This is a genomic window from Variovorax paradoxus (assembly GCF_000834655.1).
Taxonomy (GTDB): domain Bacteria; phylum Pseudomonadota; class Gammaproteobacteria; order Burkholderiales; family Burkholderiaceae_C; genus Variovorax; species Variovorax paradoxus_F.
In genome coordinates this window covers 18942-43975 of the sequence record NZ_JXQQ01000008.1, presented here as the reverse complement: position 1 = coordinate 43975, position 25034 = coordinate 18942, and the positions used below count along the sequence as shown (strand labels likewise).

26 protein-coding genes and 1 riboswitch are annotated in these 25034 nt (G+C 67.8%); of the genes, 9 read left to right on the top strand and 17 right to left on the bottom strand.

What is annotated here, in order from left to right; all coding sequences use genetic code 11:
• Positions 1–24: 24 nt before the first annotated feature.
• The 5 genes from RT97_RS02805 to RT97_RS02785 all read left to right on the top strand — a co-directional run bounded on the left by RT97_RS02805 (position 25) and on the right by RT97_RS02785 (position 5293).
• Positions 25–1203 (top strand): aminoglycoside phosphotransferase family protein, encoded by a 1179-nt coding sequence (locus RT97_RS02805; protein ID WP_042577273.1) that lies wholly within the window; start codon positions 25–27, stop codon positions 1201–1203.
• Between the two features lie 69 nt (positions 1204–1272).
• Complete coding sequence (locus RT97_RS02800; protein ID WP_042577272.1) at positions 1273–2016, top strand: 16S rRNA (uracil(1498)-N(3))-methyltransferase; 744 nt, start codon at positions 1273–1275, stop codon at positions 2014–2016.
• Between the two features lie 88 nt (positions 2017–2104).
• On the top strand, positions 2105–3451 hold the full coding sequence (locus tag RT97_RS02795) for a M20/M25/M40 family metallo-hydrolase (protein ID WP_042577271.1): 1347 nt from the start codon (positions 2105–2107) through the stop codon (positions 3449–3451).
• Between the two features lie 99 nt (positions 3452–3550).
• Positions 3551–4012, top strand: coding sequence for a YidB family protein (locus RT97_RS02790; RefSeq protein ID WP_042577270.1), 462 nt, complete (start codon positions 3551–3553; stop codon positions 4010–4012).
• A 111-nt stretch (positions 4013–4123) separates the two neighbouring features.
• Positions 4124–5293 carry an MFS transporter gene (locus tag RT97_RS02785; RefSeq protein ID WP_042577269.1) on the top strand — a complete coding sequence of 390 codons (1170 nt, stop codon included), beginning with the start codon at positions 4124–4126 and terminating at the stop codon, positions 5291–5293.
• A gap of 10 nt (positions 5294–5303) precedes the next feature.
• On the opposite strand, the gene RT97_RS02780 is transcribed toward RT97_RS02785, so the two are convergent.
• On the bottom strand, positions 5304–6158 hold the full coding sequence (locus RT97_RS02780; protein ID WP_042577268.1) for an alpha/beta hydrolase: 855 nt from the start codon (positions 6156–6158) through the stop codon (positions 5304–5306).
• A 22-nt stretch (positions 6159–6180) separates the two neighbouring features.
• Positions 6181–7692: a M20 family metallopeptidase gene (locus RT97_RS02775; RefSeq protein WP_042577267.1), complete on the bottom strand. Its 1512-nt coding sequence runs from the start codon at positions 7690–7692 to the stop codon at positions 6181–6183.
• 91 nt (positions 7693–7783) lie between these two features.
• On the opposite strand from RT97_RS02775, the gene RT97_RS02770 reads away from it, so the two are divergent.
• Entirely contained in the window at positions 7784–8566 is a 783-nt protein-coding gene (locus RT97_RS02770) for a DUF72 domain-containing protein (protein ID WP_042577266.1), read from the top strand.
• Here the strand turns inward: RT97_RS02770 and RT97_RS02765 are convergent.
• A complete protein-coding gene (locus RT97_RS02765) occupies positions 8563–9087 on the bottom strand; it encodes a bactofilin family protein (protein WP_042577265.1) in 525 nt (174 codons plus the stop codon). The genes RT97_RS02770 and RT97_RS02765 overlap by 4 nt on opposite strands.
• 134 nt (positions 9088–9221) lie before the next feature.
• Between RT97_RS02765 and RT97_RS02760 the strand changes: the two genes are divergently transcribed.
• A complete protein-coding gene (locus RT97_RS02760) occupies positions 9222–10148 on the top strand; it encodes an ion transporter (protein ID WP_042577264.1) in 927 nt (308 codons plus the stop codon).
• Here RT97_RS02760 and RT97_RS02755 read toward each other — a convergent pair.
• From RT97_RS02755 to RT97_RS02740, 4 genes are all read right to left on the bottom strand, one after another.
• Positions 10093–10680: an IMPACT family protein gene (locus tag RT97_RS02755; protein WP_042577263.1), complete on the bottom strand. Its 588-nt coding sequence runs from the start codon at positions 10678–10680 to the stop codon at positions 10093–10095. The two genes, RT97_RS02760 and RT97_RS02755, sit on opposite strands and share 56 nt — an antisense overlap.
• A 22-nt stretch (positions 10681–10702) precedes the next feature.
• The gene (gene metW, locus RT97_RS02750) at positions 10703–11290 is read right to left on the bottom strand and encodes a methionine biosynthesis protein MetW (RefSeq protein ID WP_042577262.1); all 588 of its coding nucleotides are present in this window, start codon (positions 11288–11290) and stop codon (positions 10703–10705) included.
• Positions 11287–12444: a homoserine O-succinyltransferase MetX gene (metX, locus tag RT97_RS02745; protein WP_042577261.1), complete on the bottom strand. Its 1158-nt coding sequence runs from the start codon at positions 12442–12444 to the stop codon at positions 11287–11289. The genes metW and metX overlap by 4 nt, the downstream gene beginning before the upstream one ends.
• 216 nt (positions 12445–12660) lie before the next feature.
• Positions 12661–13224 carry a TMEM165/GDT1 family protein gene (locus tag RT97_RS02740; RefSeq protein ID WP_042577260.1) on the bottom strand — a complete coding sequence of 188 codons (564 nt, stop codon included), beginning with the start codon at positions 13222–13224 and terminating at the stop codon, positions 12661–12663.
• Positions 13225–13267: 43 nt separating this feature from the next.
• Positions 13268–13419, bottom strand: a riboswitch (yybP-ykoY riboswitch).
• 261 nt (positions 13420–13680) lie between these two features.
• Here RT97_RS02740 and RT97_RS02735 point away from each other — a divergent pair.
• Positions 13681–14229, top strand: a complete 549-nt coding sequence (locus RT97_RS02735) for an RNA recognition motif domain-containing protein (RefSeq protein WP_042577259.1) — start codon at positions 13681–13683, stop codon at positions 14227–14229.
• Positions 14230–14306: 77 nt separating this feature from the next.
• On the opposite strand, the gene RT97_RS02730 is transcribed toward RT97_RS02735, so the two are convergent.
• The 4 genes from RT97_RS02730 to RT97_RS02715 are packed head-to-tail and all read right to left on the bottom strand — an operon-like array spanning position 14307 to position 17320.
• Positions 14307–15092 carry an SDR family oxidoreductase gene (locus tag RT97_RS02730; protein ID WP_042577258.1) on the bottom strand — a complete coding sequence of 262 codons (786 nt, stop codon included), beginning with the start codon at positions 15090–15092 and terminating at the stop codon, positions 14307–14309.
• A gap of 19 nt (positions 15093–15111) precedes the next feature.
• A complete protein-coding gene (gene lptC / locus RT97_RS02725) occupies positions 15112–15774 on the bottom strand; it encodes an LPS export ABC transporter periplasmic protein LptC (protein ID WP_042577257.1) in 663 nt (220 codons plus the stop codon).
• Positions 15771–16319, bottom strand: a complete 549-nt coding sequence (locus RT97_RS02720) for a KdsC family phosphatase (protein ID WP_042577256.1) — start codon at positions 16317–16319, stop codon at positions 15771–15773. Before RT97_RS02720 ends, lptC begins: the two co-directional genes overlap by 4 nt.
• Positions 16319–17320, bottom strand: coding sequence for a KpsF/GutQ family sugar-phosphate isomerase (locus tag RT97_RS02715; protein ID WP_042577255.1), 1002 nt, complete (start codon positions 17318–17320; stop codon positions 16319–16321). Before RT97_RS02715 ends, RT97_RS02720 begins: the two co-directional genes overlap by 1 nt.
• A gap of 87 nt (positions 17321–17407) precedes the next feature.
• Here RT97_RS02715 and RT97_RS02710 point away from each other — a divergent pair, with 87 nt between their 5' ends.
• Positions 17408–19393, top strand: coding sequence for a monovalent cation:proton antiporter family protein (locus RT97_RS02710; RefSeq protein WP_042577254.1), 1986 nt, complete (start codon positions 17408–17410; stop codon positions 19391–19393).
• A gap of 109 nt (positions 19394–19502) precedes the next feature.
• Here RT97_RS02710 and RT97_RS02705 read toward each other — a convergent pair whose 3' ends face one another.
• The 6 genes from RT97_RS02705 to RT97_RS02680 form a co-directional block, all read right to left on the bottom strand.
• The gene (locus RT97_RS02705) at positions 19503–20447 is read right to left on the bottom strand and encodes a zinc ribbon domain-containing protein (protein WP_042577253.1); all 945 of its coding nucleotides are present in this window, start codon (positions 20445–20447) and stop codon (positions 19503–19505) included.
• Between the two features lie 99 nt (positions 20448–20546).
• Complete coding sequence (locus RT97_RS02700) at positions 20547–21008, bottom strand: Crp/Fnr family transcriptional regulator (protein ID WP_042577252.1); 462 nt, start codon at positions 21006–21008, stop codon at positions 20547–20549.
• A gap of 100 nt (positions 21009–21108) precedes the next feature.
• A complete protein-coding gene (gene mnmE, locus RT97_RS02695; protein WP_042577251.1) occupies positions 21109–22518 on the bottom strand; it encodes a tRNA uridine-5-carboxymethylaminomethyl(34) synthesis GTPase MnmE in 1410 nt (469 codons plus the stop codon).
• A gap of 85 nt (positions 22519–22603) precedes the next feature.
• Positions 22604–24295, bottom strand: a complete 1692-nt coding sequence (yidC, locus tag RT97_RS02690; RefSeq protein WP_042577250.1) for a membrane protein insertase YidC — start codon at positions 24293–24295, stop codon at positions 22604–22606.
• Positions 24292–24579: a membrane protein insertion efficiency factor YidD gene (yidD, locus tag RT97_RS02685; protein WP_013544365.1), complete on the bottom strand. Its 288-nt coding sequence runs from the start codon at positions 24577–24579 to the stop codon at positions 24292–24294. The genes yidC and yidD overlap by 4 nt, the downstream gene beginning before the upstream one ends.
• Positions 24576–24986 carry a ribonuclease P protein component gene (locus RT97_RS02680; protein ID WP_042577249.1) on the bottom strand — a complete coding sequence of 137 codons (411 nt, stop codon included), beginning with the start codon at positions 24984–24986 and terminating at the stop codon, positions 24576–24578. The genes yidD and RT97_RS02680 overlap by 4 nt, the downstream gene beginning before the upstream one ends.
• Positions 24987–25034 lie beyond the last annotated feature (48 nt).

Sequence of the window (25034 nt, the reverse complement as noted above, 5' to 3'; positions counted from 1 at the left end):
GCGGATTTGTAGAATCGATTATCCATGACAGCACCCCCGCCCCCGGCCTCATTGGCCCCACGCCCCGCCGAGGCCCTTCTCTGGACAGATCCGCAGCGCGCCGAAGTGTTCCGGGCCTGGCTCTCGGGCATTGCCGTCGCACAGCATCTTCTGCCGGACACCGTGCGCCTCGCCTCGGCCGATGCGAGCTTTCGCCGCTACTTCCGCGTCGACACCAGCATCCCCGGCACGCCGACGCGCATCGTGATGGACGCCCCGCCCGACAAGGAGAACAGCGATCCCTTCGTGCAGGTGGCCAAGCTCATGGCCGAGGCCGGCGTCACCGCGCCGCAGGTGCTCGAGTGGGACCGCCCGAACGGCTTCCTGCTCCTGGACGACCTGGGCCGCCAGACCATGCTCGATGTGATCGACCCGGCCAAGCCCGATGCCAGCCGCCCGCTCTACGACCAGGCGATCGACGCGCTCGTCCGCTGGCAGCTGGCTTCCAAACCGGGCGTGCTGCCCCCCTACGAACGGGCGCTGCTCGAGCGTGAACTGGCGCTCTTTCCCGAGTGGTACATTGGCCGCCACCGCGGCGTAGCCGTCGAAGGCAAGCTGAAGGAGCGGCTCGAGCGCAGCTTCAAGCTGATCGTCGAGAGCAACCTGGCGTCGCCCAGCGTCTACGTGCACCGCGACTTCATGCCGCGCAACCTGATGATCAGCGTGGCCCCCACGCTCGGCACTGGCGTGTCCTCGCTGCCCCCCGAGGGGGCACTCGCCGCCTCGGGGCGGCCCGGCGGCGGCTCGGGCACCACCTTGGGCGTGCTCGACTTCCAAGACGCCGTCTACGGCCCCATCACCTACGACATCGCCAGCCTGATGCGCGACGCCTTCCTCAGTTGGGACGAGGAGTTCGTGCTCGACGTCACCGTGCGCTACTGGCAGGCCGCGCGCAAGGCCGGGCTGCCGGTCGACGAAGACTTCGGCGCCTTCTATCGCGCCGTCGAATGGATGGGCCTGCAGCGCCACCTCAAAGTGGCCGGCATCTTCGCGCGCCTCACGCTGCGCGACGGCAAGCCCCGCTACCTGGCCGACACGCCGCGCTTCATTGCGTACATCCGCGCCACCGCGAGCCGCTACATGGAGCTCACGCCGCTCTTGCGGGTGATCGACGAGGTCGAGGGCACCTCCGCGCTCACGGGCTTCGCCTACGGCCGGGTCTGAGCCAAGGTTGCAGAAAACCACCCGTGTTGCCCGCACCACCGCTGCATTTTTCGCTCCTTATTTCATAGCATGCCCCGTTTCCATTGCTCCGTGCCGCTGAGCGCCGACGCCGCTTTGGCGCTGCCGCCCGGGGCCGCACGCCATGTGCAGGTGCTGCGCATGCAGCCCGGCGACGCGCTGACCCTGTTCGACGGCGCGGGCGGCGAGTACGAGGCGACGATCGAGCGCATGGGCCGCAGCGATGTCTCGGTGACGGTCGGTGCCCACTTCGCAGTCGAGCGCGAGGCGACGCGCGCGGTGCACCTGGCCGTCGGCATGCCGGCCAACGAGCGCATGGACTGGCTGGTCGAGAAGGCCACCGAGCTGGGCGTCGCGAGCATCCAGCCGCTGGCCACGGCGCACGGCGTGCTGCGTCTTTCGGGCGAGCGGGCCGAGAAGAAGCGGGGGCACTGGGAGGCCATCGCCATCGCGGCATGCGAGCAATGCGGCCGCAATCGCGTGCCGGTGATTCACCCGGTGCGGTCGTTCTCGGGCAACGCGGGCTTCATCGACGCGCAAGCCGAAACCGGAGGCGCAGCAGCGCGCTTCGTCCTGAGCCTGGCCGAGGGCACGCAAAGCATTGCCGCCGCCGTTGCGGTGCACGCCCCCGACAACCGTGAGGTGCGCGTGCTGAGCGGCCCCGAGGGCGGCCTCAGTGCGGCCGAGGAGCAGGAGGCCATCGCACGCGGCTTTGCGCCGGTCACGCTCGGCGCGCGCGTGCTGCGTGCCGAAACCGCGGCGCTCGCGGCCCTGGTGTTGCTCGGCGGCGCCTAGGGGGTGTTTTCCGCGACGCGCGCGCGGGCAGGCTGCGGAAGAATGGGTACCTCCCCCTTTCATCACGACAAAGAAGGACCCTCCGCCCATGTCCCGTTCGCTGCGTCTTGCCCCTCTCTTTCTCGCCGCGCTGTGCGCCGTCCATGGCGTCCATGCCCAGAGCAACGCGGTCGCGCCCACGCCGGCGCAGGTCAGCCCTGAAGTCGAGCGGACCTACACCCAGCTGATGGCCTCGCCGGCGATCCAGAAGCTGCTGGACGCGGTCAAGGCCGACCACGAGCGCGCGGTCGAGGAGTTGAAGACGCTCACGGAGATCGAAGCGCCACCGTTCAAGGAGCAGAAGCGCGCCGAAGCGTTTCTCGCGCGAATGAAGGCCTTGGGCCTGGCGGACGCGAAGATCGATGCCGAAGGCAACGTCGTGGGCCTTCGCAAGGGCGTGGGCAACGGCCCGAAGCTCCTGATCTCCGCGCACCTCGATACGGTGTTCCCCGCCGGCACCGACGTGAAGGTGAAGGAGCGCGACGGCCGGCTCCACGCGCCGGGCATCGCCGACGACACGCGCGGCCTCACGGTGCTGCTGTCGTGGCTCAAGGTGCTCAACGACAACAAGGTGCAGACGGCGGGCGACCTCCTGATCGTCGGCAACGTGGGCGAGGAAGAACTGGGCAACCTGCGCGGCATCAAGGCGATCTTTCGCGACCACCTGGACATCGACGGCATGGTCGGGCTGGAGCCGTCGCCGGACGGCCACGTGCTGGTCCTGGGCACCGCGAGCCATCGCTACGAGGTCAACTTCAAGGGCCCGGGCGGCCACAGCTTCGGCGCATTCGGCCAGGTGCCCAGCGCCATCCACGGCATGGGCCGCGCGATCGCCAAGATCGCCGACGTGCGCACGCCGAGCTTTCCCAAGACCACCTTCACCGTCGGCACCGTGGGCGGCGGGACCTCGGTCAACACCATCTCGCCGGATGCGCGCATGGCCATCGACATCCGCTCGGACGACATGGCCTCGCTGCTGGAGACCGAGAAAAAAATCCTCGCGGCCATCGACGAAGCCGTGGCCGAGGAAAACAGGCGCTGGAACGTGACCACGCTGAGCGCGAGCCACAAGCTGATCGGCGACCGGCCCGGCGGACGCACCCCGGCGGACTCGGTGATCGTCGAGGCGGCCACGCGCTCGAACACGGCCTTCGGGCACAAGACGCTGCTGCGCGGCGGCAGCACCGATGCCAACGTGCCGATCTCGCTGGGCATCCCGGCCATCATCATCGGGGGCGGCGGCAAGGCCTCTGGTTCCCATGCGCTGAGCGAGTCGATCGACGTGACAGATGCCTGGAAAGGCGCGCAGAATTCGCTCGTGACCGTGCTCGGGCTCGTGGGCGTGCAGGGGGTCACCCCCGCATTGCTGCCCAAACGCCCGGCACGTACCAAGTAATTTGTCACGTTGCAAGTTCGAAAGTGGGCGCTCCGCTCAGGGCTTGCGGTCCGTCACACGGAAAATGCGACGGTTCTGTCACACACCAAGGAAATGGCCATGGGATTGCTCGATTCAGTACTCGGTCAAGTGCTCGGAGGCGCTGGCCAACAGCAGCAACCGCAAGGCGGAGGCATCGGGGGATTGGGAGATCTCGGCGGCCTGGCCGGCGCACTGGGTGGCCTGCTCGCCAACAACGGAAGCGTGGGCGGCCTGGGGGGCCTGGTCTCGAAGTTCGAGCAGGCCGGCATGGGCGATGTCATCGGCTCATGGATCGGCAAGGGGGACAACCAGCCGGTGTCGGGCGACCAGCTCCAGAACGCGCTCGGCGGCGACACCATCGCGAACATAGCGGCCAAGCTCGGCATCAATGCCCAAACGCTGCTGCCCATGCTCGCCACCATGCTGCCGGCCCTCATCGACCAGCTCACGCCGCATGGCAAGGTACCGGATCAGGGGCTGGGCAACCATGACGACCTGCTGGGTTCGCTCAGCGGCTTGCTGCAAGGCAGGCAGCCCTGAGCGAGTCCCGCCTCACCAGAATTCTGGCGCCCGCGAGGGCGCTTTTTTTTGGCCGGCACCTGGCCGACGCTCGGCTGGCGCTCGGGAGGCGAATCCCGTAGAACCCTCGCCATGAACCGCAACCTCTGGCTCCTGGCCATCTGCCAGGGCCTCTTCCTGACCAACAACGTCACCTTCATCGCCATCAACGGGCTGGTGGGCCTTGGCATCGCGCCGCGCGGCTGGATGGCGACGCTGCCGGTGATGGGCTACGTGGTGGGCGGCGCGCTCACCACCGGGCTGGTGGCGCGCACGCAGCAGCGCTTCGGCCGCCGCGGGTCGTTCCAGATCGGGCTGGCGGTGGCGCTGGGGTCGGCGCTGCTGTGCGTGTACGCGGCAATCTCGAAGAATTTCTGGCTGCTGTGCTTCGCGACGGTCGTGGCCGGCTACTACAACGCCAACGCCAACCTCTACCGTTTTGCAGCGGCCGAACTCGCGGCGCCGGAGTGGCGCGAGAAGGCGGTGTCGCTGGTGATGGCCGGCGGCCTGATCGGCGCGGTGGCGGGCCCGAACCTCGCATCCGCCACGCGCGAACTCTTCGCCGTGCCGTTTGCGGGCGCCTACATCGCGCTCGCGGCGGTGGCGCTGCTCTCAATGGCGGTGATGCGCTTCATCGACTTCCCCGCGCCGCTGACCCGGCAGCAGGCCATGGGGGGACGGCCGCTGTCAGAAATCGTGCGGCAGCCGGTGTTCATCGTCGCCGCGGCCGCGGGCGCCCTGGGCTTCGGTGTGATGAACCTGCTGATGGCCGCCACGCCGATCGCGATGCAGATCTGCAGCCTGCCGTTTTCCGATGCGGCGCTGGTGCTCGAATGGCACGTGATCGGCATGTTCGCGCCGGGCTTTTTCACCGGCCACCTGATCCGCCGCTTCGGCGCGCTGCCCGTGATGGGCGTGGGGCTCGCGCTCAACCTGGGCTGCATCGCGGTCGCGCTGTCGGGCGTGGAGCTGCAGCACTTTCTCGTGGCGCTGTGCCTGCTGGGCGTGGGCTGGAATTTCCTGTTCACCGGCAGCACGACGCTCTCGCTCACGGCCTACACGGCCGAGGAGCGCGACCGGGCCCAGGGCGCGCTCAATTTCTGCGTGTTCGCGACGCTGGCGCTGACCTCGTTCGCCTCGGGCGTGCTGGTCACGACCCAGGGCTGGCAACTGCTGAACTACGGCTCGCTGGTGCCGGTGGTGCTGACCGGCGCGGCACTGCTGTGGCTCGCGCGGACCCGGCGGCGCTCGGCCGCTGCCTGACGTTGTCTGGTCAGCGCGGCGGGAACCGCTTGTCGAGCCAGCGCTGCAGCGCGGCGAATACGGGCTCGGCGTCCAGCTCGTTGAAGATCTCGTGGTACAGGGTCTCGAAGCAATGCGCTTCGACCCTGCCGCTGGGCGCGGCGGCCGCAGCGAATGCGCGGCTCGCGGCGGGCTTCACGAGCCGGTCGTCGCCCGCATAGATCTGCAGCGTCTGCACCGGCCAGCGCGCCGCCGCCTCCTGCACCGTGGCGCCTTCGTACGCCAGGAACCGCGCGAGCCGGCTGCCGATGCGGTCGTGCGTGAGCGGATCGTCGCGATAGGCCTGCACCACGGCGCGGTCGTGCGAGAGAAAGTTGTCGTCCAGCCCGTTGCCCACGCGCAGGTTTGGCGCGATGCGCGGAAGCACCGCAAGCAGCGCCTTCTGGAACCCGCTCAAGCCCGGATCGAGCCCCGGCGACGAGAGCACCAGGCCGTCGACAGGCCGCACGCCGCGTGCGACCAGACTTGCCGCGACCAGTCCGCCAAGGCTGTGCCCCAGCAGCACGACCGGCACGCCGGGGTTCTCGCGGCGCGCGTCGTCGATGACCAGCGCGAGGTCTTCGACCAATCGAAGCTCGCTCGGCAGTCCGCCGCGCGCACCGGTCGATTCGCCGTGTCCGTGATGGTCGTGCGCCCAGACCGCGAAGCCCCATTCGTGCAGCCGCTTCGCGAGCCCGTGATAGCGCCCCGCATGCTCGCCGAGCCCGTGCACCACGACCACCACGGCGCGAGGCGCCCCGGCGACGGGCAAGCGGCGCAGCGCCAGCGTCTGGCCGTCCGGGGTGGACAGCGGCACGCGCTGCGGCAGCGGCAGCGCGTCTCTCACAGGTGCACTCTTGGCAAGTCGCTCAAGCGGCCGCCGGCTCCGTGGCTGCGGCGCGGTGCGCGACCGGCAAGGCTGCGATGACCTCGGCCACGGCGGCCGTGAGCTTCTTGGCGTACGGCACGTGCAGGAACTCGTTGGGTCCGTGCGCGTTGCTCTTCGGGCCGAGCACGCCGCAGACCATCATCTGGGCCTTGGGGAAGCCGGCGCTGAGCATGTTCATCAGCGGGATCGTGCCGCCCTGGCCGATGTAGCCGCAGGACGCGCCGAAGTGCGCCTGCGAGGCCTTGTTGAGCGCGTCCTCGAACCACGGCGTGATCGTCGGCGCGTTCCAGCCGGTGGCGCCGCCGTTGCTCTCGAAGGTGACGCGCGCCTGATAGGGCGCGTTGTCTTCCAGCAGCTTCTTGAGGTTCTGCACCGACTCGGCCGCATCGACCAGCGGCGGCAGGCGCAGCGAGAGCTTGAAGGCGGTGTAGGGCCGCAGCACGTTGCCCGCGTCCTTCAGCGCCGGAAAGCCTTCGGCGCCGGTGACCGACAGCGTGGGCTTCCAGGTGCGGTTGAGCAGCGCCTCCACCGGGTCCGTGGTGGTCGGCAGCGCGAACATGGTCGAGCCGCCGCAGTCGTAGTGCGCCCATGGAAAGCGCTTGTAGACCTCGTCGCCGAGGATCGCGGCCGTCGCCTTGGCTTGCGCGAGGCGGTCGGCTGGCACTTCGCAATGGAAGCTCGCGGGCAGGAGGCGGCCGGTGGCGCTGTCTTCGAGGCGATCGAGCACCTGCCGCATGATGCGAAAGCTCGAGGGCACGAGGCCGGATGCGTCGCCCGAGTGGATGCCTTCGGTCAGCACCTCGACCTTGAGCGTGCCGCTGGCCATGCCGCGCAGCGATGTGGTGAGCCACAGCTGGTCATAGTTGCCGGCGCCGGAATCCAGGCAGATCACCAGTTCGACGTTGCCCAGGCGCGGACGCAAAGCATCCACGTAGGGCAGCAGGTCATAGGAGCCGCTTTCCTCGCAGGTCTCGATCAGGCCGACGATGCGCGGATGCGCCACGCCCTGCGCCTTGAGCGCCTGCAGCGCGGCGACGCTCGCATACACCGCATAGCCGTCGTCGGCGCCGCCGCGGCCGTAGAGCAGGCCGTTCTCGTACTTGGGCGTCCAGGGGCCGAGGTCGTTGCGCCAGCCGGTGAATTCGGGTTGCTTGTCCAGGTGGCCGTACATCAGCACGGTCTCGCCCATGTCGGTGCCGGTGGCCGGCACTTCGAAGAACAGCACCGGCGTGCGGCCTTCGAGGCGAACGATCTCCAGCTTGAGGCCTTCGACCTTCTGGGCCTCGACCCAGGCGGCCGCGTTGCGCAGCACGGTCTCCAGGTAGCCGTTGGCCGACCAGTCCTTGTCGAAGCCGGGCGACTTGGCGGGGATGGCGATGTAGTCGGTGAGTTGCCTGACGATGTCGCCGTCCCACTGGGCGGTGACATCGGAGAGGGCGCGCGTCGCGTCGAGCGTGCCGGCAGGCATTTCGCGGTGCAGGGGGGCGTTCATCGGTGGGTTCTCCGCGTGGGACGAAAAAGCGCATTTTGCGCCTCGCGGCGAGCGCGCGTAGAGTGCGGGCGATCTCAACCCGGAGCGCAATGTGAGCAAGGCAACATCGACTCGGATCAAGGTAGGCATCGGCGGCTGGACCTACGAGCCCTGGCGCGACAACTTCTATCCCAAGGGGCTCGCGCAGGCCAAGGAGTTGAACTACGCGAGTCGCCACGTGAGCGCCATCGAGATCAACGGCACCTACTACAGCACCTTCAAGCCCGAGACCTTCCGCAAATGGCACGACGACACGCCGGCGGACTTCGTGTTCTCGATGAAGGCCTCGCGCTTCACCACCAACCGCAAGGTGCTGGCGACCGCGGGCGAGTCGATCCAGCGCTTCATCGACAGCGGCGTGAGCGAGCTGGGCGACAAGCTCGGGCCGATCGTGTGGCAGTTCATGCCGACCAAGCAGTTCGATGCGGAGGACTTCGAGGCCTTCCTGGAACTGCTGCCGAAGAAGGAAGGCAGCCGCGTGCTGCGCCACGTGATGGATGTGAGGCACGAGAGCTTCATCACGCCCGCGTACAAGGCGCTCGCGAAGAAGCACAAGGTCTCGACCGTGTTCACCGACGCGGACAAATTCCCGTCGTTCGAGGAGCCCGAAGGCGACGTCGCCTATGCGCGGCTCATGATGGCCGATGCGAAGCTCAAGACAGGGTATGGACCGAAAGCGCTCGATGCCTGGGCCGAGCGCGCGCAGGGCTGGACCGGATCGCCGAAGAAGCGCGACGTGTTCGTCTACTTCATCAATGGCGCAAAAGAAAGAGCACCGGCCGCGGCCGGTGCCTTGTTGGAGCGCCTGGGGTGGAAGCCCCCCGAAGAGGCTTAGGCCGCAGCCTGAAGCGACGGCTTGGCGCCGAAGCTGATTTCGCCGGACAGCTGGCCGCCTTCTTCGATCACGATCTTGCCGTAGCGGATCTTGCCGGTGACCTTGCCGGTCGAGTGGATCACGAGCTTTTCGCGCACCGTGAGGTTGCCGTCGAAGACGCCGCGGATTTCTGCGATGTCTATTTCGGCCGAGCCCTTGAATTCGCCCTGCTCGGCGATCTGCATCAGGCGCGAGTCCATGGTCGCTTCGACCAGGCCTTCGACCACGAGCGTGTCGCAATCGGTGATCTCGACGCCCTTCAGCTTGATGTTCGGGCCGACGGTGAGCTTGCTGCCGCCTTCCTTGGCGACGGGTGCTGCCGCTGCGGCGGCATTGAGGCCGCCCTGCTGCGCGGTCAACGAGGAGGGATTGACGGGCGTGCCCGACAGATTGGTGCCCGAACCGACCAGCGGTGCGGGGCGGGATGTCAACGAGTCGGTGTCACGATCGCGCTTGCCGAAGAAGGGGGACTGTGTAGCCAATGGGGAGCTCCTCAAGAAAGGGACTATCGTAAGAACGCACTTACGGCGTGCCGCACTTCATTGCGCAAGAGGCGTAACCGAATAAGACGATGCGCCTCGACAATGGCACGACAGTAGACCCTAATCCACGGACGATGACGACCCCCTTGCAAAGCACCGCCGCATCCCCCGTTCATGCAGTGGCCGAAACGGCCGTGGGCGACGCCCGCTTCGGCAAGCCGGCAGACGGCTGGCGGCGCGCGTTGTTCTCGGTGATCTTCGAATCGGAATCGCGGCTGGGCCGCCTGTTCGACCTGATCCTCATCGCGGTGATCGTGACCAGCGTGGTGGTCGTGATCCTGGACAGCGTGCAGTCGATCCACCAGCACTGGGGCCGTGTGTTCGGCGTGCTCGAATGGGTCTTCACGGGGCTCTTCACGCTCGAATACATCGGGCGCCTGGCCTGCGTGAAGCGGCCCTTGCGCTATGCCACCAGCTTCTACGGCGTGATCGACCTGCTTGCGCTGCTGCCGACCTTTCTCGTGGTGCTCGCGCCGGAGTTCGCGTATCTCATCGACGTGCGCATCCTGCGGCTCCTGCGCGTGTTCCGCATCTTCAAGCTTTCGCGTTACTCGGTGGAGTACCGCGCGCTGGTGTCGGCCGTGGCGGCGAGCCGTCGCAAGATCACGGTGTTCGTCGGCTTCGTGATGCTGGTGGTGCTGGTGATGGGCACGCTGATGTACGTGGTCGAAGGGCCGGTGCACGGCTTCACGAGCATTCCGGTGGCGATCTACTGGGCCATCTCGACGATGGCCACGGTGGGCTTCGGCGACCTCGTGCCCAAGACCGACCTGGGCCGCGCGATCGCCTCGGTGATGATGCTGCTGGGCTGGGGCGTGCTGGCCGTGCCCACGGGCATCGTGACCGCCGAGATGGCACGGCGCGGCCCCGACGACGAGGTCGTGCCGCTGACCGGCCGCGGCATCCTCGCGATGACACCGCCGCCCGCCACGCCGCCGCGGCGGCTCACGCCGGCTGCCAGACGACGCGCCCTTGCGCAGCATCGTCGAGGCGCGCGATGAAGGCATTCGCTTCAGGCTCGGGGAGGGTGAAGGCGAAGTGCACCTCGTCGGCGTGCTGCACGCTGTCGAGCACCGCGCCGACGGCAGCCATCTCGCGCCGCACCAATCCTTCGAGCGCATAGGGCACGGCGCAGCGCAGGCTGCGCTGCCGCACCAGCGGCACGAGCGTGGCGCCGAGCAGCGCCTGCGCAATGGCATCGGTGTAGGCGCGCACGAGGCCGCCGGCGCCGAGCTTCACGCCGCCGAAATAGCGCACCACGGTGGCGAGCGAGCCCTCGATCTGTTGATGGCGCAGCACTTCGAGCATGGGGCGGCCGGCCGTGCCGCCGGGCTCGCCATCGTCGTTGGCGGCCGATTGCCCGCCCGCCATCAGCGCCCAGCACACGTGCGCGGCCTGAGGGTGCTCCGTGCGCAGCGATGCAACGACCGCCAATGCGGCGGCGCGGTCTGCCACCGGCTGCACGCAGCCGATGAACCGGCTCTTCTTGATGACCAGCTCGCTGTGAACCGGCTGCGCCAGCGTGAAGCTCATCCGGTGCGTTCGCGCGCGGTGTTCAGCCGCCCCGCTCGAACTTGAAGACCGCCGTGCTGGCGCGCGCGTTGGGCAGCCAGCGCACATCGCGCCCGTTCTGCAGGCCGAAGGCATCGAGCACGCGCAGGTTGTTCTTGCCGGCAAGCACCTCGAAGTCCTTGTAGGTGCCCACGCGGATGTTGGGCGTGTCGTACCACTGGTAGGGCAGCCGCCGCGTCACCGGCATGCGGCCGCGCGCCACGCTCAGGCGGTTGGGCCAGTGCGCGAAATTAGGGAAGGCGACGATGCCGATGCGGCCGACTCGCGCGGTCTCGCGCAGCATCACCTCGGCGTTGCGCAGGTGCTGCAGGGTGTCGATCTGCAGCACGACGTCGAAGGAGGCGTCGTCGAACATCGCGAGGCCTTCGTCCAGGTTGAGCTGGATCACGTCGACGCCGCGGCGAATGCACTGCAGCACGTTGCCGTCGGCGATCTCCACGCCGTAGCCGGTGCAGCCGCGCTCGCGCTGCAAGAGGTCGAGCAGCGCGCCATCGCCGCAGCCCAGGTCGAGCACGCGCGCGCCTTCGGGCACGAGCGCGGCAATGAGTTTCTGGTTGTCGAGGTCGCTCATTGGATTTCCTTGGCGACGCGTTCGAAGTACGAGCGCACCACGCCGATGTAGCGCACGTCGTCCAGCAGGAAGGCGTCGTGGCCGTGCGGCGCATCGATTTCGGCGTAGCTCACGTTGCGGCGGTTGTCGAGCAACGCCTTCACCAGCTCGCGGCTGCGCGCGGGGGAGAAGCGCCAATCGGTCTTGAAGCTCACGAGCAGGAATTTGGCGGTCGCCTTCGCGAGCGCCGTGCTGAGCTGGCCTCCGTGGCTGCGCGCGGGGTCGAAGTAATCGAGCGCGCGGGTGATAAGGAGGTAGGTGTTGGCATCGAAGTACTCGCTGAACTTGTCGCCCTGGTAGCGCAGGTAGCTCTCGATCTGGAATTCGACGTCCTGCGTGGAGTAGCGGTAGTCCAGCCCCGCCGCCTCGCCTTCGACGGCGCTGCGCAGGATGCGCCCGAACTTTTCGTTCATCACGTCGTCGCTCAGGTACGTGATGTGGCCGATCATCCGCGCGATGCGCAGGCCCCGCTTGGGGATCACGCCGTGTTCGTAGAAGTGGCCGCCGTGGAAGTCGGGGTCGGTCACGATGGCGCGGCGCGCCACCTCGTTGAAGGCGATGTTCTCGGCCGTGAGGTTGGGGGCGCTGGCCACCACCACGGCGTGGCGCACGCGATCGGGGTACTGCAGCGTCCACGAGAGCGCCTGCATGCCGCCGAGGCTGCCGCCCATCACGGCCGCGAGCGTCCGGATGCCCAGGGCATCGAGCAGCACGGCCTGCGCATCCACCCAGTCTTCGACGGTGACCACCGGGAAGTCGGCGCCGTAGACCCGCCCGGTGACGGGGTTCACGTGCATCGGGCCGGTCGAGCCGAAGCAGGAGCCTAGGTTGTTCACGCCGATCACGAAGAAACGGTCGGTGTCGACGGGCTTGCCCGGGCCGACCATGTTGTCCCACCAGCCCTCGGAGCGGGCCTGGCCTTCATAGACGCCCGCCACGTGGTGCGAGGCGTTCAGCGCATGGCAAACCAGCACCGCGTTGCTGCGGTCGGCATTGAGGGTGCCGTAGGTTTCGTAGGCGAGCGTGTAGTCGCTGATCGATGCGCCGCTGCGCAGGGCCAGCGGGCCTGCGAACTGCATCGACTGTGGACTGACGACCAGAGGAGGTGACGACATGAATGAAAAAACCCGGCCTCGCCAAAAACGAGCCGGGTTCCGGTGCCGTCTTTAGCTGAATTTATAAAGCGCCCGCAAGCTGTAGCAAATCGGCGCGGAGCAAAGTATATCCCCCAGGCGGCGCGCACTTCGTGTCGCTTCGCCAACCTCCTTCGGGGGCAACACCTTCGGCCCTGTGAAGCCGGTTCCGCGGCGTTTATTGAAGAAGTCCTCCTCTTACCAGCCGACGATCATCACGATGCCCAGCACGAGGAAGATCGCCGCCGAGATACCGTGCACGAGCTTGATCGGCACCCGCCGCACGATCTTCTCGCCGAGCCACACCACCGGCGCATTGGCCAGCATCATCCCGAGCGTGGTGCCCGCGACGACCCAGAAGTAGTCTTGCGTGAAGCGGGCGGCGAGCATGACGGTGGCGATCTGGGTCTTGTCGCCCATCTCGGCGAGGAAGAACGCGATCAGCGTGGTGCCGAAGACGCCGAAGTGCGAGGCGCGGGGGGCATCGTCATCGTCGAGCTTGTCGGGGATCAGCATCCAGACGGCCATCGCGATGAACGAGCCGCCAAGGATCCAGCGCAGCACCTCGGGGCCGAGCCAGCGCGTGATGTAGTTGCCGACGGCACCCGCCAGGGCGTGGTTGACGATGGTGGCCGCGAAGATGCCGAGGACGATGGGCCAGGGTTTCCTGAACCGCGCGGCGAGAAGAAGGGCCAGGAGTTGGGTCTTGTCGCCCATTTCCGCGAGCGCGACGACGCCCGTTGCTACGAGAAAAGCTTCCATGATGAACGTGGGGTTCCTTGGGCCGAAGGACGCAATTGACCGTGCAACACCTTCGGCCATATTCCCGAAGTTGCACGGTCAAAGGTCTCGCCAGGTGTGTTACTGCACGCGCCATGTCCTGTGTGGGGCAGGACAAGTCTGTTGACGCGGGCCCTTCTCGAAAACGGAAGGCGGCTACTCCCCAATGACGGGGCGGATTCTACCTGTAGCGCCAATCGCCTCATTCCGAGTCTGTAAGCGTGCGCTAGCTTTCCATGGTTTTGACAAGTGCTACTCCAAGACGCAATTTCCCGCTTGCTTTTTGGATATTTCACCCATAATGCACGAGCCTCCCTCTTCATTTTGGTCGGGGGGTAGTTCGGTGATCGGTCAGTTTCGCGCGACTCGACGGCTCTCGTTTGAGTGATGCTTTCGGGACTCCATCGCTTTTCTTGATGTGTTTATAGGAGTCCCTTGATGGGCAACAAACTGTACGTCGGCAACCTGCCTTACTCGGTGCGCGACGGTGATCTCGAACAGGCATTCGGACAATTCGGCGCAGTGACCAGCGCCAAGGTCATGATGGAACGCGACACCGGTCGCTCGAAGGGCTTCGGCTTCGTCGAGATGGGCAGTGACGCCGAAGCGCAAGCTGCCATCAACGGCATGAACGGCCAGCCCCTGGGCGGCCGCAGCGTCGTCGTCAACGAAGCACGTCCCATGGAAGCACGTCCCCCGCGCAGCGGTGGTGGCGGCTACGGCGGCGGCGGCGGTGGTTATGGCGGCGGTGGTGGCGGTGGCTACGGCGGCGGCGGTGGTGGCGGCTACGGTGGTGGCGGCGATCGCAGCGGCGGTGGTGGCCGTTCCGGCGGTGGCGGCTACGGCGGCGGCGGTGGCCGCAGTGGTGGCGGCGGCGGTGGTGGCGATGGCGGTTTCCGCAGCCCCTACGGCGCAGGCCCCCGTGGCGGTGGCGGCGGTGGTCGCTCCGGCGGCGGCTACGGCGGCGGTGGCAACAGCGGCTACTGAGCCCTGCGAACCCCAACGCATACAAAGACAAAAGGCTCCCTCGGGAGCCTTTTTCATTGGGGGATCGCCGGACTGGCTCAGCTTTCGCCGCTGCGCTTCTTGCGCCCACGGCCCTGCACGACACGGTCGAGCAGCGCGTTCGGCAGCATGCGCATGATCTTGGCGATCACGCCCATCTGCCACGGAATCACCCGATAGCTGGTGCCGGCCTCGATGTCGCGCAGCGCCTGGTCGGCAAAGTCCTCGGCCTTCATGAGAAAAGGCATGCCGTAGCGATTGCCATGCGTGAGCGGCGTGTCGATGTAACCTGGGCAGAGCGTGACGACCTTGACGCCGCTCTTGTGCAACTCGCCGCGCAGGCTTTCGCAGTACGCGACCACGCCCGCCTTGCTCGCGCAATAGGCGCCGTGCCCCGGCAGCCCGCGGATGGCCGCGACGCTCGCGATGCCGACCAGCCGCCCGCTGCCGCGCTGCCGCATTGCCGCCACGAACGGGTGGAAGGTGGCCATCAGCCCCACGTTGTTGGTCGCGAAGACGCGCGCCATCACGTCGATGTCCTCGCGCTCCGCGGTATCGACGCCGACGCTGATGCCGGCGTTGGCGATCACCACATCGGGCAGCCCCTGGTGCTCGATGCAGGCGGCGCCGGCCGCGACGATGCTGTCGGTCTGGGACACGTCCGCGCTGAAGATCCGATAGCGGCTCGCGTCCAGTCGACGTCCGTTTGCCCACGACTCGATCTCGGCCGTGCGCCGCGCCACCAAAGCCAGCCGATAGCCCGCGTCATAGAAGCTCGAAGCCAGCGCCTGGCCGATGCCGCTCGACGCACCGGTGATGAAGACGAGCGGGGAGGTGGTGGTCATGCGTGGATGGGTGCCTTCTTCAGCGCGGCTTCTTGCCGCTGCCGGCGGCTGCGGCCGCCGACGGCACCAGCAGCCCGCGCACACGGCCGGTCAGGTTGGCCACGCCGCTCAGGTTGTCGTAGTCGAGGTTGTCGGCGGTGAACTGGTCGGTGCCGCGGATCAGCGTAACCGGCTTGTTCGAGGTCACGCGCTCGGTGTCGAGGAAGGCATGCAGGAATTCGCCGCGGAACTCCAGGCGCGGCGTCGGCTTGCCGTTCGCGCCCACCGAAGGATCGCGAATGACGACCGCGTTGCCGAACAGCTGGATCTCGCTGCCGTCCGAATTCGAGATCCCTCGATTGGCCGTCGAGCGTGTCGTGTAGCCCTGCGGCGATACGGAACGCATGTTCACATCGTCGACTTCGACTGTGTCGGTGTCCGGGTAGTGCCGGCCTTCCTTGCCGTGCAACTCGCTGCGCAGGTCGCCGTTGGGCAGGAAGTTCTTGATCACGAAGTCGCGCATGAAGTAGTCGGGCTCGTGCGTGGGCGCCGTCTTGGCGGTGGGCTCCAGCAGCTTGGGCGCGTTGCGCACCAGCCAGTAGGTGCCCAGCGCCACAGCCGCCGTCAGGATGATCGGCAGGTAGATCGTCGTGCGGTCGAGCACGTCGCGCACCAGGCCCCATGCGCTCTTCAGGTTGTTCATGGCTTCGAGCCTCGCGCGGCGTCGAGCAGGTGCCGGTACTGGCCGCAAGCCGTGAGCAGCAGGTCGCAGAATTCGCGCGCCGCGCCTTCACCGCCGCGCGCCTGGGTGACGTAGCGCGCGATGCCGCGCACTTCGATGTGCGCATTGGCCGGCGCCGCGGCAAAGCCCACGCGCGTGAGCACCGGCAGGTCGGGCCAGTCGTCGCCGATGGCCGCGGCCTGCGCCCAGGTGAAGCCGAGCTGCTCGAGCATGGTTTCGGCGGCAGGGAGCTTGTCTTCGGTGCCGTAGCGCACGTGTTCGATGCCCAGCGCCTCGAGCCGCACGCGCAGCGGCTTGGAGTCGCGTCCGGTGATCACGGCCGGCACGATGCCTGCCAACTTCAGCAGCTTGAGGCCGTAGCCATCCAGGATGCTGAATCGCTTGAGGGTTTCGCCGTGTTCGGTGAAGTAGACGCCGCCGTCGGTCAGCACGCCGTCGATGTCGAAGAAGACGATGCGGACATCCTGCGCGGCGAGCAATGTTTCGGCCTGGAACGCGAGCGGCATCAGATGACTTTCGCGCGCATCAGGTCGTTGATGCTCAGCGCGCCGATCAGCAGGCCCGCCGCGTCGACCACCAGCACGCTGGTGATGCGGTGGTTTTCCATCAGCTCCGCCGCCTCGACGGCGAGTGCGTCGGCGCGCAGCGTGCGCGGGCCGGGGTGCATGACGTCGGCGGCGGTCAGGGCGCGCAGGTCGGCGCCGGTCTCGACCTTCCGGCGCAGGTCGCCGTCGGTGAAGATGCCGATCGCACGGCCCTCGGCATCGACCACAGCGGTGGCGCCGAGCCCCTTGGAGCTCATCTCGCGCATCAGCTCGCTCAATGTGGCGGTGGGCGCGACGCGCGGCACCTCGGCGTCCGAGCGCATCACGTCGCTCACATGCGTGAGCAGCTTGCGCCCCAGCGCGCCGCCGGGATGCGAGCGTGCGAAATCCTCGGAGCCGAAGCCGCGCGCGTCGAGCAGCGCCACGGCCAGCGCATCGCCCATCGCCATCTGGGCGGTGGTGCTGGCGGTGGGGGCGAGGTTGAGGGGGCAGGCTTCCTTGGAGACGCCCGCGTCGAGCACGATGTCGGCATGGCGCCCGAGCGTCGAATCGGCGCGTCCGGTCATGGCAATCAGCGGCACGCCCTGGCGCTTGACCACGGGGAGGATCACCGTAAGTTCCTGGACCTCGCCGCTGTTGGAGATGGCCAGCACCAGGTCGACCGCCTTGATCATGCCCAGGTCGCCATGGCTGGCCTCGGCCGGGTGCACGAACATCGCCGGCGTGCCGGTGGAGGCGAGGGTGGCGGCGATCTTGCGGCCGACGTGGCCGCTCTTGCCCATGCCCATCACGACCACGCGGCCGCGCACCTCCAGGATCTTGCGCACGGCCTCGACGAAGCTGGGGCCGACGCGGTCCTTCAGTCCGAGGACGGCCTCGGCTTCGATGTCGAAGGTCAGGCGTGCCCGAGCGAGGATGGCTTCGGGGTCGACCACGGGGGCCGGGGCGGGGCGGGAACTCATTCGCGGATTTTACGGGCCACCCAATGTCGCAAGCCGGCTTGCCCCGGGGAAGCCCGGGGCACGGACATTGCTCTAGCATCCGCACCCATGTCTTCGTTCGATCTCACGCTGTTGTATTTGCTCGCCGCTGTGATCGGCGTCGTCGTCTGCCGGTCGCTCAAGCTGCCGCCGATGCTGGGGTATCTCTCGGCGGGCGTGCTGATCGGGCCGCATGCGTTCGCATTGGCGCAGAACTCCGAGGGCATCCGGCACCTGGGCGAGTTCGGCGTGGTGTTCCTGATGTTCGTGATCGGCCTCGAATTCAGCCTGCCCAAGCTGAGGGCGATGCGCAAGCACGTGTTCGGGCTCGGCCTCTTGCAGGTGCTGCTCACGATGGCGATCGCCACGGCCGGCGCCCTGGTCATCGCCACGCAGTTGCCGCCGGCCTGGCGCCTGGGCTGGCAGACGGCACTGGCGCTCTCCGGCGCGCTCACCATGAGCAGCACCGCGATCGTGGTCAAGCTGATGGCCGAGCGGCTCGAACTGGAGAGCGAGCACGGCAAGCGCGTGATGGGCGTGCTGCTGTTCCAGGACCTGGCCGTGGTGCCGCTGCTGGTGCTGATTCCCGCGCTCGGCGCGCCGCCCGAAGCGCTGGCCAAGGCGCTGGGCCTCGCGCTGGTGAAGGCAACCTTTCTCATCGGCCTGCTGCTCTACGGCGGCCCGCGCGTGATGCGCTGGTGGCTCACCATCGTCGCGCGGCGGCGCAGCGAAGAGCTCTTCATCCTGAACGTGTTGCTGATCACGCTGGGGCTCGCGTGGCTCACCGAGTTGGCAGGCCTCAGCCTCGCGCTGGGCGCCTTCATTGCTGGCATGCTGGTGTCCGAGACCGAATACAAGCACCAGGTCGAGACCGACATCCGCCCCTTCCACGACGTGCTGCTGGGCCTGTTCTTCATCACGGTCGGCATGTCGCTGGACTGGCACATCGTGGTCGACCGCTGGCTGCTGGTGGCCGTGCTGCTGCTGGTGCCGCTGCTCTTCAAGCTGGCGCTGGTGACGGTGCTGGCGCGGGTGCTGGGCGCGACCTCGGGTGTGTCGCTGCGCACCGGCCTCTACCTCGCGCAGGCCGGCGAATTCGGCTTCGTGCTGCTGACGCTCGCGCAGGAACGCAGCCTGCTGCCGCCCTGGCTCGCGAACCCGGTGCTGGCCTCGATGGTGCTGTCGATGCTCGCCACGCCGTTCATCATCATGTACAGCAACGCCATCGTGCGAAAGCTGGTGGCCAGCGACTGGCTGCAGCAGTCGCTGCAGATGACGAGCATCGCGCGCAAGACCATCAACACCGCCAAGCACGTGATCATCTGCGGCTACGGGCGCTGCGGGCAGAACCTGGCGCGCATCCTGGAGCGCGAGGGCATTCCGTACATGGCGCTGGACCTCGACCCCGACCGCGTCCGCCAGGCCGCCGCCGCCGGCGACTCGGTGGTGTTCGGCGATGCGGCCCGGCTGCAGGCGCTGATGGCCGCAGGCCTCGCGCGCGCCAGCGCGGTGGTCGTGACCTACCTGGACGTGCCCGGCGCGATGAAGGTGCTGGCCAACACGCGCGCCCACGCGGCCCACGTGCCGGTGATCGTGCGCACGCAGGACGACCACGATCTCGAGAAGCTGCAGGCCGCCGGTGCGACCGAGGTGGTGCCCGAGGCCATCGAGGGTTCGCTGATGCTCGCGAGCCATGCGCTGGCGCTGGTCGGCGTGCCGATGCGGCGCGTGATCCGCGTGGTGCAGGACCAGCGCGACGCACGCTACAACCTGCTGCGCGGCTACTTCCACGGCGCCGACGACGACAACGCCGACGAGATCGACCACGAGCGGCTCAACAGCTTCACCCTGAATCCCGGCGCTCGCGCCATCGGCCACACCCTGGAGCAACTGGCGCTCGACACGCTGGGCGTGCGCGTCGCCACCCTGCGCCGCCAGGACGGCCAGGCCCGCGTGCCCACCGGCGAGACCGTGCTGACGGACGGCGACACGCTGGTGCTCTCAGGCAAACCCACCGCCCTGGCCATCGCCATCGAACGCCTTCAAAAAGGCTAGCTTTTTGTTGGTGAATACCGAGGAGCCGGCTTTGCCGGGCCTCAGGTATTGCCCCCCGGGGTAGGGGGTAGGCGAAGCGGACACGAAGTGCCGCGCAGCCTGGGGCGAGTCAATTGATCAGGGTGGGATTGCGCTTTTCTTCTTCGAGCCGCTGCTGGCGCCGCACCGCTTCGCATTGCGCATGCGCCTTGAACTCGGGCTTGACGCACTGCGCCGCCATGCACTGGGCCTTGGCGATGAAGTTGCGGTCGCCGCACTGAGACTGCGGATCGGAGGGCGCGGCGGCCGGGCCGGGCGGAGGCGGTGCAGGTGCGGCGGCGGGCGCCGGTGCTTCCGGCACAGGCGCCGGCGGCGTGGCCGTCGCCTGCTTGCGCTGCTTGGCGGTTGGCTTGGGCGCTGCTGGTGCAACGGGCGCCGTTTCTGCGGCCGGGGCTTCAGCGATCGGCGCTTCCGGCTGGGCGGCCGGAGGTTCGATGGCTGCCGGCGCAGCGGCAGGCGCAGGTGCCGGCGGCGGTGCGGGCGCGGCCACCGGGGGCGGCGGAGCCTCGACCGGCTCGGCCGACTTCCGGGTGCCGTAGCCGTACCAGCCCGCCACGACCATCACCACCGCGACCGCGAGCAAGCCCAGCCACAGCATGAGGCCGCGCTGGCGCAACGCCGGCTCCGGCGGCTCGGGTGTGCGGGGCACCTTGACCCGCGTGCGCTTGCGCTCGGACCGCTCGCTGCCGGCGGGCGAGGCTGGCGCGGGCGGCTGGCCGGGCGCCAGGATCACGGTGCGCTCATCGCCCGGCGCGGCAGCGGGCGCCCTGCCGAAAAAGCTGCGCGAGGACGGCGCAGGCTCGGGCAAATCGAAGAGCGGCGCCGGAATCGTCGGCGCACGCAACTGGGCAGGCGCGGTGGTGGCCCACTCGCGGTCGGCCTGGCTGTTCAGGTTGAGGGGACTGGGGGGAGCAGGAATACGGGTCGCCGTCGCCGACAGCGTGGTGCCGCAGCTCTTGCAGAAATTCGCGCCGTCACGGTTTTCCGTGCTGCAGACCGGGCAGATCGAGGCCATGGCTTACTTACTGACTACTCTCGGGATCCAAAAGAACTGAAACTTTGCTGCGCGTGGGGCCTGCTGATCTGTCTGGCTGTGCGCCGTAGACGCTTCGGGTCAGGTCACTGCCACGCGCTTGGAACGGTGCGCCATGCGCTTGGCGATCACGCCGCCGAGCGCCATCGCGATCTCCAGCGCCATGTTGGGCTGGCGGTTCGACATTTCCGCGAAGCGGATCGCGGTCAGGCGCCAGACCCGTCCTGCGCCGGTAACGACCACATTGGCAGAGTGCGGCTGGCGCGAGAAGAACGCGCCTTCACCCACTACCGACCCGGGCGTGAGCACCGCCAGGCGCATCTGTTCCTTGCTGCTGACGCGATGCACGCTGATGGCGCCGCTCTCGACGAAGAACACCGAGCGGTCGGGTGTGTTCTGCTCGATCAGCACGTCGCCCACGCCGGTGTCGATGGGCTGCAGGTAACCGGCCACCGTTTCCCATTGCTGGACGGTGAAAGTCAACGCAAACGCGTCGGTGCTCGTGTTTTCCGCGATGGCGCGGCTCAGGTTCTGGATGGACATGTTTTTTTCGGCCCCCGCATGTGAGTCGAAGTATCGCGAAGGGCGCGCGTTTCGGCTACAAGTGTTTACGTTTCGCCGGGCGACGCGTCGCCATGTGTCGCTATTTCCCGATACAGAAGCGCGAAAAGATGACCCCCAGCAGGTCGTCGGCGCCGAACTCCCCGGTGATCTCGTTGAGCGCGTTCTGCGCGAGGCGCAGCTCCTCGGCCAGCAGGTCGAGCAACTGGGCCTGCGCCGCGAGGTGGCTCGCGGCGAGCGCAAGGTGCGTCTCGACCCGGCCGAGCGCCTGCACATGGCGCGCCCGCGCGAGGTAGACGCCTTCGGGCACGGACTGCCAGCCGGCCATCGCCAGCAGCTGGTCGCGCAGGGCCTCGATGCCCAGGCCCGTCTTCGCCGAGAGCGCGATGCCTTGGCTAGGTGCGGCGCCCGGCGCGGCGTCCTGCTTGTTCCAGACATCGAGCACCGGCACGCTCGCGGGCAGCTTGCCCTGCAGGCCACGCAGGATCTCGGCGTCGGCGGCCGCGTAGTCCGGCTCGTCGGCGCGCGTCAGGTCGTGCAGGAACAGTACGGCATCGGCGCTTTCGATCTGCCCCCAGGCGCGCGCCACGCCGATCTGTTCGACCTCGTCGCTGCTTTCGCGCAGGCCCGCGGTGTCGGCCACGTGCAGCGGCACCCCGTGGATCTGGATTGTCTGCGAGACCACGTCGCGCGTGGTGCCCGCGACCGCGCTCACGATGGCCAGCTCGGCGCCGGCCAGGGCGTTGAGCAGCGAGCTCTTGCCCGCGTTCGGCTGGCCTGCGATGACGACCTTGATGCCCTCGCGCAGCAGGGCGCCTTGCTTGGCGCGCTGCTGCACCGCGGCGAGCTGCGACTTCAGCTTCGTTAGCTGCCCGGTCGCATCGGCTTTCTGCAGGAAGTCGATTTCCTCTTCCGGGAAATCGAGCGTCGCCTCCACCAGCATGCGCAGGTGGATCAGCGCATCGCGCAGCGTGTGGATCTCGCGCGAGAACGCGCCCGAGAGCGAACGTCCGGCGCTGCGCGCCGCGGCCTCGGTGCTGGCGTCGATCAGGTCGGCGATGGCCTCGGCCTGCGCCAGATCGATCTTGCCGTTGAGGAAGGCGCGCTGGCTGAACTCGCCGGGCTCCGCCACGCGCAGGCCCGCAAGACGCGGGCGCCCGGTGACCGGATCGGCCTCGGCGGCCGCTTCGAGGCAGCGCGCGAGAAGGAGCTGCAGCACGACCGTGCCGCCATGCGCCTGCAGCTCGAGCACGTCTTCGCCGGTGAAGGAGTTCGGCGAAGGAAAGTGGATCGCCAGCCCGTGGTCGACCGGCTCGCCGTCGGCATCCCGGAACGGCAGGTAGGTCGCCTCGCGCGGCTTGAGCGCCCGCCCGCAGAGCGCCTCGATCAAAGGCGCGAGCTGGGCGCCGGACACCCGCACGATGCCCACCGCCCCGCGCCCCGAGGCGGTGGCGATGGCGACGATGGGATCGGTGGTGCGGGCGAAGGTCATGGCAGGCGCGATTCTTTCAGCAAAAAGGAAAAGGGCCGCGGATGCGGCCCTTTGCGATGGCGCCGAAGCGCAGTGTGCGTGCGGCTTACTTGCCCAGCACGCCAAGCCGCTTGTTGATGAACCACTGCTGCGCAATCGACAGCACGTTGTTCGTGATCCAGTACAGCACGAGGCCGGCCGGGAAGAAGATGAACATCACGCTGAACGCGAGCGGCATGATCCACATCAGCTTGGCCTGCATCGGATCGGGCGGCGTCGGGTTGAGCCAGGTCTGGAACAGCGAGGTGAGCGTCATCACGACCGGCAGGATGTACCAGGGGTCCGGTGCCGAGAGGTCGGTGATCCAGCCGATCCACGGTGCGTGACGCATTTCGACCGACGACAGCAGCACCCAATAGAGCGCGATGAACACCGGGATCTGGATCACGATGGGGAAGCAGCCGCCCATCGGATTGACCTTCTCGGTCTTGTAGATTCGCATCATCTCCTGCTGCATCTCTTGCGGCTTGTCTTTGAGCCGCTCGCGCATTTCCATGATCTTGGGGTTGATGGCCTTCATCTTGGCCATGCTGGCGTAGGCCTTGGCGTTGAGCCAGTAGAAGGCGGCCTTCAGCAGCACCACCAGCGCCACGATCGCCCAGCCCCAGTTGCCGATGATCCCGTGCAACTGGTTCAGGAGCCAGTACAGCGGCTTGGAGATGATCGCGAAGATGCCGTAGTCCTTGACCAGGTCCAGGCCCGGGGCGATGGCTTCGAGCTTCTTTTCTTCCTCGGGACCGGCGAACAGCGCGCTGTTCACGGTCTGCGTCGTGCCCGGGGCGATCTTGGGCAGCGTGGCCACCATGGCGACGGTGAACAGGTTGTCGCCCAGGTCCTTCACGCGGAACTCGCGGCGCAGCTGCTCGCTGGCCGGGTCGCCCTTCAGGAGCCACGCCGAGACGAAGTAATGCTGCACCATCGCGATCCAGCCGTCGTTGGCCGGCGGCGGCGGTTCGATCTTGCCCTTGGCGATGTCCTTGAAGTCGAGCTTGTGGAACTTCTTCTCGTTGGTGTACGCGGCCGGACCGGTGAAGGTGTTGGTGCCGAACATCGTGCCGGCGGCCACGGTGCCGTGGCGCAGGAGCTGCATGTAGAGCTGCGCGTCGCGCGGCTGGTCGCTCACGTTGGCGATCTCGTGGCGCACGCCGATGGTGTAGTCGCCTCGGTGGAAGACGTAGGTCTTGGTGTACTTCAGGCCGCCGACGGGGGCGCTCTCGAAGCTCACTTCCAGCGTGTTCTGGCCGTCGGCCATTTCGCGCGGGCCGGCCTTCGCCGTCATCGGCGTCAGGTGGTTGGGGAAGCGGTCACCGGTATCGATCGTGTTCAGCAGGCCCGTCTGCGCCACGTAGCGCGTGGCCGGCGAGCCGTTCTCGAACAGCACGACGCGCTTGGTGCGATCGGCCTCGTCGTACTTCTGCAGCTCCAGGTGGTTGACCGTGCCGCCTTCGCTGTTGATCGTGGCCTTGAACAGGTCGGTGGTCACGGTGACCTGCTCGCGGGGAGCAACCGCCGCCGGCTGCGTGGGCACGGCGCCTGCATTGCCGCTGGTGCCGGATGCCGTCGGCACGCCGTTGATGGCCGCGGGCGTGGTGCCGGCCGGGGCGGTGGCCACGGCAGCCGGCTTGCTCGACGGCAGGAAAGTCGGCTTGTTGCCGTTGAAGACCTGCCATTGGTCCCACAGCAATACCAGCGAGAACCCAAAAATCACCCACAGGATCGTGCGGCGGATATCGTTCATGACGAAGACTTCTTGTCGGAGGAGAGAAGAGACGAAAACAGCGAGCCTGACTTGTCAGTGCGACACGGTGATTTCGGTGGAACCGGATCGTGCCCGCCCTGACACCAGGGCTGGCAGCGCGCGATGCGGTGCAGGGTGAGGTAGCTACCCTTGAGCGCACCGTGCACCTCCAGCGCCTCGATCGAATACACCGAGCAGGTCGGCGTGAAGCGGCATGACTGGCCGAGCCAGGGGCTCAGCAGCAGGCGGTAGCCCTTCACGAGGCCGATCAGCAGGCGTTTCATGAGGAGGAGCGGGAAGAAGGTGGTGCCGGCGAACGCGCGGCGCGAGCCAGCAATTGCTGGAGTTCGGCGCGAACGGCGCCCTTGAGCTTGTCCGAGGACGCGCTCACGAACTCCTTGCGATCGAACCCCGCCCGCAGCCGCACCACGTGCGCAGCACGGGGCAGGCCGACGTCGGATGCGGCGCTCACGGTATAGATCTGTCGCTTGATGGCGTTGCGCGTGACGGCGCGACGCGCCCAGCGCTTGGGCACCATGGCGCCCAGCCAGACATCGTCGGACGCGAACAGCGGAGCCGCGCTCGATCCGAGATCGAGCGCACAGCGATGCAATGCGAAATGAGCAGTGCGCGCCACGGTGGCACCTGCGAGGACGGCCTGGAATTGCGCGCGGGTCTTGAGCCGCTGCATGGAAACCGAGCCGCGTCCGTCGTTTCCGGTCGGGCCGTGAGCGCTAGC

Excerpts from the sequence above, each read along its gene's own strand:
- RT97_RS02805 (WP_042577273.1), top strand. The coding sequence starts at position 25 with ATGACAGCACCCCCGCCCCCGGCCTCATTGGCCCCACGCCCCGCCGAG.
- RT97_RS02800 (WP_042577272.1), top strand. The coding sequence starts at position 1,273 with ATGCCCCGTTTCCATTGCTCCGTGCCGCTGAGCGCCGACGCCGCTTTG.
- RT97_RS02795 (WP_042577271.1), top strand. The coding sequence starts at position 2,105 with ATGTCCCGTTCGCTGCGTCTTGCCCCTCTCTTTCTCGCCGCGCTGTGC.
- RT97_RS02790 (WP_042577270.1), top strand. The coding sequence starts at position 3,551 with ATGGGATTGCTCGATTCAGTACTCGGTCAAGTGCTCGGAGGCGCTGGC.
- RT97_RS02785 (WP_042577269.1), top strand. The coding sequence starts at position 4,124 with ATGAACCGCAACCTCTGGCTCCTGGCCATCTGCCAGGGCCTCTTCCTG.
- RT97_RS02775 (WP_042577267.1), bottom strand. The coding sequence starts at position 7,692 with ATGAACGCCCCCCTGCACCGCGAAATGCCTGCCGGCACGCTCGACGCG.
- RT97_RS02760 (WP_042577264.1), top strand. The coding sequence starts at position 9,222 with ATGACGACCCCCTTGCAAAGCACCGCCGCATCCCCCGTTCATGCAGTG.
- RT97_RS02755 (WP_042577263.1), bottom strand. The coding sequence starts at position 10,680 with ATGAGCTTCACGCTGGCGCAGCCGGTTCACAGCGAGCTGGTCATCAAG.
- metW (WP_042577262.1), bottom strand. The coding sequence starts at position 11,290 with ATGAGCGACCTCGACAACCAGAAACTCATTGCCGCGCTCGTGCCCGAA.
- metX (WP_042577261.1), bottom strand. The coding sequence starts at position 12,444 with ATGTCGTCACCTCCTCTGGTCGTCAGTCCACAGTCGATGCAGTTCGCA.
- RT97_RS02740 (WP_042577260.1), bottom strand. The coding sequence starts at position 13,224 with ATGGAAGCTTTTCTCGTAGCAACGGGCGTCGTCGCGCTCGCGGAAATG.
- RT97_RS02735 (WP_042577259.1), top strand. The coding sequence starts at position 13,681 with ATGGGCAACAAACTGTACGTCGGCAACCTGCCTTACTCGGTGCGCGAC.
- RT97_RS02730 (WP_042577258.1), bottom strand. The coding sequence starts at position 15,092 with ATGACCACCACCTCCCCGCTCGTCTTCATCACCGGTGCGTCGAGCGGC.
- lptC (WP_042577257.1), bottom strand. The coding sequence starts at position 15,774 with ATGAACAACCTGAAGAGCGCATGGGGCCTGGTGCGCGACGTGCTCGAC.
- RT97_RS02720 (WP_042577256.1), bottom strand. The coding sequence starts at position 16,319 with ATGCCGCTCGCGTTCCAGGCCGAAACATTGCTCGCCGCGCAGGATGTC.
- RT97_RS02715 (WP_042577255.1), bottom strand. The coding sequence starts at position 17,320 with ATGAGTTCCCGCCCCGCCCCGGCCCCCGTGGTCGACCCCGAAGCCATC.
- RT97_RS02710 (WP_042577254.1), top strand. The coding sequence starts at position 17,408 with ATGTCTTCGTTCGATCTCACGCTGTTGTATTTGCTCGCCGCTGTGATC.
- RT97_RS02705 (WP_042577253.1), bottom strand. The coding sequence starts at position 20,447 with ATGGCCTCGATCTGCCCGGTCTGCAGCACGGAAAACCGTGACGGCGCG.
- RT97_RS02700 (WP_042577252.1), bottom strand. The coding sequence starts at position 21,008 with ATGTCCATCCAGAACCTGAGCCGCGCCATCGCGGAAAACACGAGCACC.
- mnmE (WP_042577251.1), bottom strand. The coding sequence starts at position 22,518 with ATGACCTTCGCCCGCACCACCGATCCCATCGTCGCCATCGCCACCGCC.
- yidC (WP_042577250.1), bottom strand. The coding sequence starts at position 24,295 with ATGAACGATATCCGCCGCACGATCCTGTGGGTGATTTTTGGGTTCTCG.
- yidD (WP_013544365.1), bottom strand. The coding sequence starts at position 24,579 with ATGAAACGCCTGCTGATCGGCCTCGTGAAGGGCTACCGCCTGCTGCTG.
- RT97_RS02680 (WP_042577249.1), bottom strand. The coding sequence starts at position 24,986 with ATGCAGCGGCTCAAGACCCGCGCGCAATTCCAGGCCGTCCTCGCAGGT.